This is a genomic window from Paenibacillus sp. NPDC058898, assembly GCF_049316025.1.
In the GTDB taxonomy this organism is placed as follows: domain Bacteria; phylum Bacillota; class Bacilli; order Paenibacillales; family Paenibacillaceae; genus Paenibacillus_AQ.
This window is the reverse complement of the sequence record NZ_JBMOSM010000006.1, coordinates 178,423-191,779: the sequence shown is the minus strand read 5'-3', so window position 1 is coordinate 191,779 and position 13,357 is coordinate 178,423. Positions and strand designations below refer to the sequence as shown.

Below are 13,357 nucleotides of genomic sequence, written 5' to 3'. Positions count from 1 at the left end.
GCATGTCATGTTTATTTCTTGGATTGCTCTTCCTTGATCTTAATTTCCGACTCTTCCTTCAGTACACGCGTGAATTCCGCTACGTTCAAATCGGTAGTGGCAAACTTCGTGAGTGCTTCATTGATCGCAACATGCCGATCCCACGGACTTTTACGTGCAGGTGGTTCAGCAAATGGATTTTGGAACATCGCCGTGACATTTTTGCCTGTATACGTTGGATCATCTGCACCGAACAATTCCCCATCCTCTTGGCTTAAGGATACGGAAGGAGTCCCCATTCTCATCCGGTATTGGATCTGGTATTCTGGGGAGATCACGTAGGTTAACACTTGCAATGCTGCTTCTTTATGCTCACTGAAATCATTGATGATCCAAGGATGAGCGCCTGGTTTAGGAGCAATTCCCGGCATATCTGCAAACGACGGCACGGGAACCATATCCATATTTTTCTCATACTCAACTCTCTCTTCCACTTCTCCGCCAAACCAAGTTAGGAAGCCATGCCAGTTCACGACCATCGCTGCGGTTTTGCCTTCAAATTTACTTTGTTCTTCTGGATTGTAGATGTTGGGTATACTGAAATATTTCTTGAGAACTTCCATCATCTTTGCAAACTTAGGATCTTTGTCAAACAATACTTCACCCGTCTCTGGGTCTGTATAGTTCATCGATAATTGATTAAATAACGCTGTTGGCATGGCCCCTAGATCAAGGCCACTATATTGAACACCGTCCTTCTTGACGGTCAGCTGCTTCGCCAGATCAATAAGTTCATCCCACGTCATATTGTCAGATGGATAGCTGACACCTAATAGATCAAAGATTTCCTTGTTATAGTACAATGCGAGGACATCGCCAGCATCGGGAAGACCAATCAGACGTCCTTCTTTGTCCCTTGAACGTAATTCCTGAAGCAGCTGTGGATTGACTCCACTTAAATCAACGCCATACTCGGCAATCATGTCATCCAGACCGAATACCATCTCAAGTTCTTCAAACGGTGCTTGACCGGTGTAACCTAATACAATATCAGGAACAATACCTTGCGCACTTAATTCCTGCATATTCTCAGCCGTCCCGTTCCAGTCAACATGCTCGACGGTCACATGGGGGAATTGCTCTTGAATCGGATCAATCATTCTCGGTGTGAAATAGTCGATTCCCCAAGGCGTCGCTATCTTAAGCGTTACAGGTTCATCGCTAAATGGTTTGACAGGCTCTTTCGGTTCCTCTTCCTTACCTTCCTCCGTGTTTGTATCCGTATTATTGGTATCCGTCGCTTCAGACTGGCTTTCCGGTTCATTAGCTGTATTATCCGAACTATTGCAAGCGGTTACAAAAATGGTAAGCATCAGGCACAGAATCATAAGCACATTCCATATTTTTCGGTTCTTAATCACAATCAATTCCCCCTCATGGTTTATTCGGAATCATAGGTCTCCCCCACATGGTAGATAGCAATTTGGCGGATTGAAGGCACATCTTCATAATCTGTTATTTCTAACTGAAGGCCTCGAACTTTAATCGGAGGGATGCGAATAATTGCTTTATGTCCAATGTTTCTTCCTTCGTACACCGTGATGGACCGATGTGTTTTTTCAGTCGTGACGTTAATCCGAAAACCCCGCACATGTTCTCCGTGCGCCAAATCCTCTTGAATCAGGATATGATCGATTAAATGAGGTTTCGTTGCCTCATAAGACCATCCTGACTTATTCTGCGAACACTGTTCTATTGAAGCAATAGGATTATCGAATCTTCTACGAATCTCACTACCCATTGCCTGTAACTGTGCTGTATCTTTCGCAGGTAACAAACCTTCTCGATCCGGTCCGATATTTAATAGCAAGTTAGCGCCTCGACCTACCGAATAATAATACAAGCCCATAAGTTGATCTAGACTCTTGACGGTGTGCTCATCACTGTCACTGTAGAACCAATTCGCCCGCATCTGTACATCGCATTCAGCTGGTAACCATATATGTTCACCCAATGCATCTTTCTGCTGGGTTAAAATCGAGAATTCCGTTGCATCTGTAACATTCCAGCAAGGAATCGGCGCAATTCCGTCTTCGTTACCTACCCACCGGAAATTAGGATCGCCCATATTAAAAATTAAAATATTCGGCTGCAGTCGGCGAATCTCACCCATAATCCTTGCCCAATCATATTCATGACCTTCAGAGCCGCAACCGTCAAACCACAGAATATCAATGTCCCCATAATCTCCAAGCAGTTCCGTAATTTGATTAACAAAGTAATCATCATATGCACGGGCATCCTGATTATAAAAATCTGCCGAGCCGTCAAATGGAGAATAATATAATCCAGGTTTCACATCATACTTACGGCATGCGGCGACGAACTCCTTCACCACATCCCCTGTTCCCTCTTTCCATGGGGACTCCGCCACAGTGAATGAACTATACTTCGATGGCCAGTTAGAGAAACCGTCATGATGTTTGGCTGTCAATACCGCGTAGTTCATCCCAGATTCTTTAGCTGTTCGAATCCACTGCTCGCAATCTAACCGAACGGGATTGAATTCCGAAGGTGACATTGAGCGCTTATCAAAATCAACATACCCCTCATAGAATGTACGCAGACCAAAATGCAAAAACATACCGAACTCCCAACCCTGATACTCTAATTGCCGAAGAGTAGGTTTAATCATCGAATTCGTTATCACAAAGACCCCCTCAACTTTTTTTCTAATCTTAACAATTCTGTTGTGAAGGTGGTGTGAAGATGTTGCGTATTTCATGTGATGATCCAACGATAAATAGCAGTAAGAACGAGTGTCCTTACTGCTATTTAAGGGGGGGTTATTATGTATTAGTGCGTGTTCAAAAAGGCAAGCTGCTTTCATTACAATTTTTCATGTAGATACTTTGTTTAACAACAACTGCTGCATGAAAGCAATTTGAATAACACCCATGACAACAGCACAAATAGGTATCGCTATAATTACTGCTGCGGGGCTCCATAAATAGTGAAGTAGCAAGCTAATGACGCCTGAACTAATCATCATGACAATAATAATACCTGACGTGTTAAAACTTGACGCTTGAAAATAACGTCTGCTCTGACGGAATGCTGCATCAACATTCAATTGATTAACAACGATACAATATTCTACATAAATAAAGATGACTCGGAGAACTACAAATATAACGAGGGACAAGAACAGTCCGATAACACCTAGAAACGCTGCCAATAACGTTGTAATGGCTGTTTTTGCTGCGGTTATGATCATAAACAAGAAGATAAAGCGGACCGCGTATTTTTTGCCGTCTTTCATAAATTGACCGATTGATATTGGACTGCCTTCCACAACATTACGCAAAGAAGCGATATACCCCCCCTGAGCAAAAGCCATCAGTAACAGCATGAAGAGAACAGGAATCCACGCTCTCACAGATATCGTATCACCCATAAACTGCATTTGATTGATGAGCTGCGGAATATTACTAACATAACTGACCGATGGAATCCCCATCTCCAGAATAAGACGTATGGATAGTGAAGGCACACCAATAAAACCAACAATGATAAGCCCAATAATGAATGATAACGCATCCAAAATAATCGGATACATAATAATTAATGGGTTTTTGAATAGCAAGCGGAATGTTTTTTTCATGATGAAGTAAAACCTCCGTCACAACTTATATGGCGAATATGAGTTCGCCAGCAACTCGTTTTTGGGCGTTCGGACTAACGGAATATCAATTCGAAACATCGAACCCTCACCTATCTTACTTTCTGCTTGAACAGTTCCCCCATGAGCTTCAATCAGTGCTTTAGCAATACTTAATCCAACCCCAATTCCACCGGTATTTCTAGTACGTGCTTTATCTGCCCGATAAAACCGGTTGAAAATAAGCGGCAAATCTTGCTCCGATATCCCTATGCCATTATCTCTACAATAAATAGTAACCATTTCCTTGTGATCAATCGTGATTCCCACATCGATGCTCCCTCCAATTGCCGTATACTTGATCGCATTGGAAATAATATTCGTCATAATTTGAACGAAACGGTCAGGATCTACTTCCACGTGACAAGGGGTATAGATGGTATGCAGAGTAAAATTTATATCTTTGGCTTTAGCTAAGAAGATTAAATTCTCGTAAACATCCCTCACCAGATTTCGTATATCGATTAATTCAATATCAAGCTGGAATTTTGCTCCCTCTGCTTCAGACAATTTTTCCACATCATCCACAAGGCGGCATAGCCGATCAATTTCGGCGTAAATACGATTTAAATTCTCTTCATTCGCTGGATAAATACCATCAATAAGCGCCTCCATTCTGGATAGCATAGAGGTTAGCGGAGTACGAAGTTCATGTGTTAAATCTTGCATCGATTGCTCCCGCCAGTGTTCTTGGTTATTCAAATCTACAACAAGCTTATTCATAGAAGTAATTAGCTGATTCAGCTCCAACGTTCCCGTTTCGGAAATTAAAGTATCCCTATGCCCCCCAGCAATACGTTTCGCCTGAAGGCTGCTTAAACGAAGCGGCTTCGACAATCGCCTGGCAAGAAGATAACAAATAACTACCATAAGGCATAATAAGATGATGGTAATACCACCGCTACCTCCAAATAAAGCAAACGAAAAAAACGATGCGGAAGGAAGATTGAAATCATTATCCAAATCAACCGTAGCATCCAAAATTCCGATTAACTGGCCATCGACATAAATCGGACTGCTCGCCGTGAAGGGCCGACCATATTGCTGACTTTCCAGCCCTGAATCATACAGCACTTCTTCATGGTCCGGAGCATAGTAACGTATACTCATCGAATATACATTAACTGCTTGTTTAAGCCAGTCCATCTTCTCGATCGATAGCTTGCCCGGTTCTAGATGAGTGCGCAAAGTAAAGGCAATTTTCTGCGTTTGATCCTCTACAAACTTCATCTTATAAACCTCTATTGAACGATCAAATGAAAGACGTGATAAGAAATAGGTCGCTAACAAAAAGATCAAAGATGTCAAAATAAGGGAGATAAACAGAATGCAATGGGTCTGGCGTAATCTATTCCACAATTCCATTAGTACTCTTCATCCGGATGGAACGTAAATTTATACCCCGCACCAATTTTAGTTACAATATAAACTGGATTTTTATGATCTTCTTCAATTTTTTTGCGGATATTTTTTATATGCGTATCTGTCGTTCTCCCATCACCAATATCTCGATAACCTTGAACTTCATAAGATAAATCTTGTCGACTATATAACTTATTTGGTTTTTTGAGCAAAACACTTAACAGCTTAAACTCTGTAACCGTTAAATTCACGAGTTTACCGTTTACGTATACTTCCTTCGATTCAAAGTTTATTTGAAGTCTTCCTTTGTTAAATCGCATCACAGTTCGGCTATTTATAGAGAGCATCTTCATTCTTCGCTCCAGAGCTCGAATTCGAGCGATGACCTCTTTCATGCGGAAAGGCTTCGTAATATAGTCATCCGCACCTAGATTAAGACCATTAATCGTATCGATTTCACGAGCCTTGGATGTGATCATTATGATCGGCATGCTGGAAGACCCTCTCACTTTCCTACAAACTTCTTCCCCTGGTATGCCATGAATCATCAAATCCAGAATTAATAAATCAATTTTAAAGTTATGAATTTTTTGCAGGGCATCATTACCTTCTTCCGAGGTATATACCGTCCAACCTTCATTCACCAGATATGATTGTAATATATTGCAAATTGATTCATCATCTTCAACGATTAGAATGTTCATGCTATATTTCTTCCTCCCAATAGCCTCTTCGCTGCTAGCAGTATCTTTATGCCAAATCGGCTTTTCAATTTTCAAATGATCTCTGAAAATCGGATTAAGAGCGAGCGGTGCTGTTGCCAATTTTTTGTTCTTACTTCAAGTTTACGTCCGTAATTCGTAAAGCTGCCCCCTTTGCTGCAAATGATACATTCCATTTCCTCCTTATCCGTATGTTGCTATGACACGTACATTTGGAAATTTGTTGAGCCTATTTCTCGTGAGAACGCTTCCTAGAATTAACTATTTGCCATGCAGGTCTCAATTCCTTTTTTATGTACCATGTAAATCGTTGATTCTCGCCTCGCCGATTTAATTGGAATGCCTCCTTTGGATAAAAAAAACCTATTCCGACAAAGCTCGGGATAGGTTGTATCATTTTGGGATCAGGGCCGGTCGACAACGACATATCCGCCGGGCTTTCAGAATCCGAATGCATCAAGTATGTAAGGTTGGCTCCAATACCCGTTCGGTTTGGGTCTTAGACATGTTTCGCTGCGCAGTTACCAGCTTGTAATATATTCCTTGCTTCTCGATCAATTCTTCATGGGTCCCGATTTCTGCAATGACTCCTTTATTCAGTACAAGAAGTCGATCCGCATTTTTCAATGTGGCCAATCGATGTGCTATCGCAATTGTTGTCCGGTTCTTGGTGACACGCTGCAGCGCTTCTTGGATTTCCGATTCTGTCTCGATGTCTAGCGAAGCCGTTGCTTCATCCAATATTAGAATTCTAGGATTGTTCAACACGGCTCTAGCAATGGCAAGCCGCTGTCTTTCACCACCTGAAATATTATTCCCGTTCTCCTCCAGTTTGGTATCATAACCGTCTGGGAACTGGCTAATAAAATGATGTGCATTGGCAATTTTTGCAGCCTGTATCACTTCTTCCATCGTTGCCTCTGGTTTTGAATACTTGATATTATTCATTATCGTTCCACTGAACAAAAATGTCTCCTGCAGCACAACCCCGATTTGAGAACGTAAATCTTCCTGCTTGATATCTCTAATATCCACACCGTCGATGCTTATCGTTCCTTCATTGACATCATAGAAGCGGGAGATGAGATTGATAAACGTAGACTTTCCTGATCCCGAGTGACCAACGAGACCTATCATTTCCCCCTTCTTGATATCGACATCGATGGACTTGAGCACGGGTTCATATGATTGGTATCCGAAGGTAACATTCTTAAAACTTATCGTCCCATCAATCTTGTGCTTCGTGGAGTTCGCCGTGTCGATGATTTCCGGCTGTTCATCAATGACCGAGAATACACGCTCTACAGAAATGAGGGCGTTAGCGATCCATCTAGGCATATTCATTAACCACCCAAGTGGACCATAGATCATGGCTGCGTAACCCGTAAACTGAACTAATTCACCAAGGGACAGCCTCCCGCCCAGAATCATATTACAGCCTACTAGCAATACAAAATATTGTCCAATCTGGATCAAGTAATGGGAAATAGGCGATAAATAACTGTATACTTTTTCACTCCGGATTGTAGCTAAGGCATACTCCCGGTGATATGCTCTGAACCGCTTAATCTCCCGCTCCTCTTTACCGAATGCTTTAACCACTCGAATCCCGCTCAGCACATCATGCAGGAATGAATTGGCTTTATCATGAACCCGCCACTGTTTGCGAAAGAGCTTTTTAAGCACGACTTTCCAAACAAAATATTGAATATAAACAACGATCGGCGCCGGCAAAATAATAATAAGGGCAAGCTGCCAGTCTGTGTGAAATAGCAGGAAACTCACAGCAGCCAGCATGATGATTTGATAAATAGCCATCGAAAACACTTCTTGAATCAAATTCCGGATGCGGTCTGTATCAGAATTAATTCGGTTCATGATATCGCCAGCACGCTGCGAGGTTAAGAATCCAAGCGACAAGCTTTGAATCTTCTCAAAGACAAGATTACGCAGATCCGCTGCAATTCTTGAACTTACACGGGCCATAATCCTACCCCTTAATACCCCTAACAACTCTCCTGCTACTAAACCAAATGCAATTCCAGCGAGAGCCATTAGAAATATCCGCGTACTTGGGTTTACGCCGTCTGGCGGCTGCAAAGCCGAGTTCACAAGTGTTTTTTGAAAATAAGGGCCTGTTAGCGTAACAGCCGACATGATTAATAGAACGGCGAGTGCCGTGATCAATATTTTCCAATGTGACTTCGAAACATTCCAGAGTTTCTTAAAGGCAGCTCCTTTATTCATACACTTCGGACATAACCTAGTACCTTTAACAAGGTAGCCGCCGCATTGTGAACATACATTCTCGCTCTCATTGTTGTAGATCCGGATCTTACTGTTCGAAGCCATGTAATTCAGAATTTGAGCAATGTAAGAGAGCCTTGCCGCATGCTGCATCGTACACCGGATGATGATCCTCGGGGTCTGCATATGCGTCGCCTCCATGATCACATTTCCGATTAAAGGAACAACCTTATAATCATGTGCCTCATGAATTGCACAGGTTTCGGTAACTGTCCCATTGTCTACGTGGACCCACTTGGTCTCCCCAATCACAAAATAACCATCCGTCCTACGGCTATCAAACGATAAATCTGCGGGGACGCAATACGTAATATTTTCTCCTAAGGCTTGCTGAACAGCTAGAAGATCTTGCTCTGATAGCTTAAATTGAAGGTTCATCGCAGCCTCCCCTATATATACATTTCTACCAGTCGATATTCCTTTTCGCTTAAATGCTTGATATCCTCGATGACGAATCGGTTCCCATCCACATCGATAATTAACAGCTTGCGATCGGTTACGAGCTTCACATTCCCTCCGCCGCTACGAACCGTAAACCTAACACTCCCGGACACGGTTTCCGTCTCCCAGTAGGAGTACCCGAATTCTTCTTTAATTCTGATCAGTTTCGTGATCTCAGGAGCAAAATATCTCATTTTTATTTGCTCCTCAAGCAGGCTAACGGTATCCTTCGGAAAATCTTCATCCAAAGACTTGATGATGCCAATTTCTTTATTCTCACCTGTGCGAACCGATATATATTCTCTTCTATTGGTGTGTGGGAAGGAGCAATGCAAATATACCGCCGGATATTTCTCATCATTCACTTGAACCATAAGCATTTGGCCTTCCGTTTTCGTAAACACTGTGTTATCAGCCGTTAAATAATTCATGCTCGCTGCGACAGACAAATCGGATTGATTAGGTTCCGTGATTTGCATTAAAAGATTAACCCACCCTTCTCATGCTCAGCGCTTCATCATGCTTTTGTACTAAGCCATGGTATACGCCTTTTATCATCATTAATTGTTCATGTGTCCCTTCTTCAACAACCTTGCCTCCATCCATAACCAGTAAGTAATCCGCATTTCTTAATGTAGACAACCGATGTGCAATCGCTATCGTCGTTCTACCTTGAATTAGCATTTCAAGCGCTTCTTGAATTTGAAGTTCCGTCTCCGTATCCAGTGATGCCGTTGCTTCATCCAGGATTAAAATTTGGGGATTATGCAGAACCGCCCGTGCGATGGATATTCTTTGCTTCTCTCCACCAGACAGGATATGACCTCCAGTACCAACGATCGTGTCATACCCATCGGGCAGCTTTTCAATGAAATCATGCGCATTCGCAATTCGAGCAGCGTTAATGATGTCATCCAGCGAGCATTCAGGATCAGCGTAAGCAATATTCTCGGCGATTGTTCCCATAAACACATATAGCTCTTGCGACACAATCCCGATGTTTTTGCGCATCGTGTCGATTTGGAGATCTTTTACGTTAACTCCGTCTATCACGATTTCACCATCTGTAACATCATATAGGCGAGAAATCAGATTCACGAGTGTGGATTTACCGGCACCCGAGCGTCCCACGACACCGATCATCTGGCCTGGTTTTGCATGCATTGACACATCTTTCAGTATCAGCTTGTTCGGCTCATAACCGAAGGTGACATGGGAAAGGCGAATATCGCCATTCAAGCGCTCTATAGGAATCGCATCCTCCTTTTCTACAACATCGGAGACGGCATCCTGTATTTCAAAAATGCGCTGCGCCGCACTCATACAACTGGACCACCAATTGACAATGTTATTCATAAACTGTAGTGGACCATACAGCATGTAAATATAACTTATAAAAGTCATGATTTCACCGAACGAGAGACTACCCTGCATCACCCTCCAACCACCAAAAGCCCAGATTAAGATGCCCCCAAATTGAGTAAGGATCGTTAATATCGGGAAGATTGTACTGCTCATCAGGTTAAAGGACTGTTCCGAGTCTGAGTAGGATGAATTCGCTCTCTGGAAACGCTCAAGCTCTTGACGTTCTTTCCCGAATGCTTTCACAACTCGCGTACCCTGTATCGTATCACTGATCATGGCGTTGAGCATGCTCACACGTCGATGTCTCCGCCAGGACAACCGCCATAGCTTAGGGAACACCCATCGTATCAGCAGCAAGACAAATGGAATCGGGATGAAGCAGATCAATGTGAGTTTCCAGTCCATAATCAACATAATGGTTGTAATACCGATGATATTCATGGCATTGACGATAAAGTAAGAAATGCCATCCACGAAAAAATACTGCAGTTCTTGCGCATCATTACTAACCCTTGTCATGAGCTGACCCGTCTGTTTTTTCTGAAAAAAACTAAGCGATAACCGCTGCATCGCAGCGAACACGCTTGCCTTCAAATCAAATACTACATTCGCCGCCAATCTGGCATTTATCGTGCTAAATAGGATCCCGAACAATAAGGAAATCGTTCGAAAAACAAAAATGAGTAGGATCACGAGACCAATTCGTCCAGCGAAGCCTCCGGTATTCCCAAGGGCTTGGTCGAACAATACCGTACCTTGCAGATAAGGTATGGCAAGACCTGTAGCGGAATTGAGCAGCATAAACAGGACAATGAAAAACATCAGAAGTTTATACTGTCCAGCAAATCTAAGCAGCCTAGAGAATATGGCATGCTTCTTCATACATTTCGGGCAAATTGGCCTGCCTTCTTCGGGATATCTCATTCCACATTTCGGACAAGTGATGTTCTCCTGGCGATCTACAACCTCTTCATCGCTAATGTCTTCTTTCTTCTTAATCTTAGTAAAGATCGAGACAAACTTGGCAGCGCTCCCCATCTGTCCATTCGTAAATGCTCCGATGACCCGCTCCTCATCCTCTTGTAGAACAACGATACCGGAGGCGATTAAATTGACGGTGAATACGGTTTCAATATTGTCGATATCAATGGACTCTACATTCGCCGTATCTCCTTGGAATGACACAACTAAAAGCTTTTCCTTACTCAGAATTAAATACGTGCTTGCGAAGCCTTCGCCATCTATGCTCCGATCACATAACATCCAGTAGATAACGTCATAAGGCTCATGAGGTTGTATCGCAACAATCACTTCATGCGGTAAGCTTTTGATCATGGGCTCCCCTTTCATCATTCGATACATCCATAAATCCGAATATTTTTCGTTAGAACCCCAAAAAGGTATTTATCCCCTGTAAATATATTATCAATTAAGATGTGAAGATAGTGTGTGTTCTTAAGTCTCATCCAGCTAAAGCTCGTACCAGTATACTCCTTTATTTGCATTGTACAGCATACCCGTTCCGCTCCCAACCGAGGCTTCAACCAGTGACTTCACAGGTTCGCAAGCAAAATCGGCCATAGCGTTTCCCACCAGGATAATATACCCTTCCAAAATATACTGGCCCTGTCCTTCCAAGTCTTCGGATCTCACTGCACGCCACAAAAATCGTGTGCCTGTCCAGCTGTTAATTCGAAGCGTAGCGGATTTCCCAGTGCATCGACCACGGCATGAATCTTGGTCAAACTCCCCTTTAAGAAACGGTTTATTTAAACCTGTTTACTTAATAAGGGAGCATGTCGAAATCGGCAGCTTGTTCCATCATTTATAGTAGGGGGGTTGCGAACTTCATCTCGGGAAAGCGGCTATCCGGTCCTTTCATTAAGTTTCCACCTTGATTTTTCAGATACATGTCAAAGAAATCCAGCATATAGGCAATAATAACGGAGCTCGCTCTTTCAGGTGCAATTTTTCCTGTAATGCCCAGTGTTTTGAAAATAGGAGAAATGAACTGGACATCGGTAAAATTCAAATGCTCTGTATTTTCAATATAGAGGACTTGTCCCCCTTCGTTGACCGTTTCGCGCATCCGTTTAAGCTCCAGCTTTTTATCTTCCGTTACTTGATCCATCCACTCTCTTGTTGAGCCCATACGGTCAAGCTCTGCATCCGTGTAAACTAGGTTATTCCTCACCATTTTTAATTGTTCAAATTCGCTTTCCGAGTGGATGAATAAAAACGGCTTTTGCAGACCCTCTCTGTCACGCAGTCGGTAAAGCCCTCCGTCCAAGTCTATTCCGGCCGTGATTCGCGGATCGTAAGAAGCGTCATAGGCCGTCGCTCCGCCGATGGAATGACCAAACACCCCGACATGCTTGAGATCAATCTTCCCTTTAAAACGACTTGGAATCTGCCCCGATTGGATAAGCTCGAACTGGTCCAGCGCAAAAGCCACATCATCTGTTAAAACTTTTCCCAATTTGTCGCGATTTCCGCTTTCGGTCCGATAATCGTGGTCGGGCGAAAATAAGTCGTTGGTTGTGCTGGTCGTGATTCGACCATCTGGAAACTCAGTTGCAAATGTATTGAAGGTGTGGTCGATCACGGCCACGATATATCCGTGACTCGCGAGATTTTCGGCTTGCGACGTATGGAGGAACCTGGAAGAGCCGAAGCCGGGATTCGCAAGGATCAGTGGGTATGAAGTCTGTGCTGAAGAGACTTCGGCCCCCGAATAAGCATGACTGGATACGTACTTCAAGTGTTGAAAAGTAAACCCGGGAAGGCCATAGTTCGCAGCCATATAACGTAAAATCCGGGTGTCGGGAATAAAGGGAGCATACTTGCTGGAGCCAGCTTGGGCCGGATACCATACCTGAACCATCAATTCCCTCTTGCCTGTCGCGGTTGTGCCAAATGTCTCCTCCCGGCTTGAATCGATGAAATGAAAGACTTGTGTACTTACCTTCAGCTCGCCAGTTGGCTCCGGAAAGTTGAATACGGGAAACACATAGAGGAAGCATCCCGTTGCGATTAACCCAAACCCGATAAAAAGGCGGCCCAGCACCCTACGGATTCGCGAAGCAGTCTGAACGACTGCCGGTGTTTTGAAAGCGTCTATCAGTGAAAGAATAAGCATCAGGAGCGTAAATCCGTATAAAAATAATAGCTGAACCCTGTATCCTTCGACAAGCAAATGGATCACTAAAAAAATGGAGCCTGCTCCGCTTGTCAGGAGCAAAGCTGGTCTTCGGATACGCTGATTGACTATGAACTGGAATGCCAACAAACACGCACTCGAAAAGAATAGCAGCATTTCAAAAAACCTCACGCCAACTCCCCCTTAAAAATAATCCTATCTAGGGAGTATTTTAGAGGAGCAGCCAGGTTGGTACCATTGATTTAGATGACAATTAACTTACACGCTTGTAAGGCTGCACGATGATGCGCGCAAGGCCCG

At 43.3% G+C, this 13,357-nt stretch carries 10 protein-coding genes and 1 pseudogene; all 11 read right to left on the bottom strand.

The genetic code is table 11. From position 1 onward, the window contains the following. Positions 1–11: 11 nt before the first annotated feature. Positions 12–1,400 carry an ABC transporter substrate-binding protein gene (locus tag ACOZB4_RS18125; protein ID WP_379406830.1) on the bottom strand — a complete coding sequence of 463 codons (1,389 nt, stop codon included), beginning with the start codon at positions 1,398–1,400 and terminating at the stop codon, positions 12–14. A 20-nt stretch (positions 1,401–1,420) separates the two neighbouring features. Next, a complete protein-coding gene (locus ACOZB4_RS18120; RefSeq protein WP_379406829.1) occupies positions 1,421–2,674 on the bottom strand; it encodes an alpha-L-fucosidase in 1,254 nt (417 codons plus the stop codon). 204 nt (positions 2,675–2,878) lie between these two features. Next, positions 2,879–3,643 carry a hypothetical protein gene (locus ACOZB4_RS18115; RefSeq protein ID WP_379406828.1) on the bottom strand — a complete coding sequence of 255 codons (765 nt, stop codon included), beginning with the start codon at positions 3,641–3,643 and terminating at the stop codon, positions 2,879–2,881. An 18-nt stretch (positions 3,644–3,661) separates the two neighbouring features. Further along, positions 3,662–5,065, bottom strand: a complete 1,404-nt coding sequence (locus ACOZB4_RS18110) for a sensor histidine kinase (RefSeq protein WP_379406827.1) — start codon at positions 5,063–5,065, stop codon at positions 3,662–3,664. Then, complete coding sequence (locus ACOZB4_RS18105) at positions 5,065–5,886, bottom strand: response regulator transcription factor (RefSeq protein ID WP_251035621.1); 822 nt, start codon at positions 5,884–5,886, stop codon at positions 5,065–5,067. Before ACOZB4_RS18105 ends, ACOZB4_RS18110 begins: the two co-directional genes overlap by 1 nt. A 354-nt stretch (positions 5,887–6,240) precedes the next feature. Continuing rightward, positions 6,241–8,469, bottom strand: coding sequence for an ABC transporter ATP-binding protein (locus ACOZB4_RS18100; RefSeq protein ID WP_379406826.1), 2,229 nt, complete (start codon positions 8,467–8,469; stop codon positions 6,241–6,243). Between the two features lie 11 nt (positions 8,470–8,480). Further along, complete coding sequence (locus ACOZB4_RS18095) at positions 8,481–9,011, bottom strand: DUF1854 domain-containing protein (RefSeq protein WP_379406825.1); 531 nt, start codon at positions 9,009–9,011, stop codon at positions 8,481–8,483. 7 nt (positions 9,012–9,018) lie between these two features. Continuing rightward, on the bottom strand, positions 9,019–11,232 hold the full coding sequence (locus tag ACOZB4_RS18090) for an ABC transporter ATP-binding protein (protein WP_379406824.1): 2,214 nt from the start codon (positions 11,230–11,232) through the stop codon (positions 9,019–9,021). A 135-nt stretch (positions 11,233–11,367) separates the two neighbouring features. Next, positions 11,368–11,550, bottom strand: a complete 183-nt coding sequence (locus ACOZB4_RS18085) for a hypothetical protein (RefSeq protein WP_379406823.1) — start codon at positions 11,548–11,550, stop codon at positions 11,368–11,370. A gap of 11 nt (positions 11,551–11,561) precedes the next feature. Then, positions 11,562–11,666: pseudogene (locus tag ACOZB4_RS18080) on the bottom strand (IS5/IS1182 family transposase); the annotation flags it as partial. A 56-nt stretch (positions 11,667–11,722) separates the two neighbouring features. Next, a complete protein-coding gene (locus ACOZB4_RS18075; protein WP_379406822.1) occupies positions 11,723–13,228 on the bottom strand; it encodes an alpha/beta hydrolase family protein in 1,506 nt (501 codons plus the stop codon). Positions 13,229–13,357: the final 129 nt, after the last annotated feature.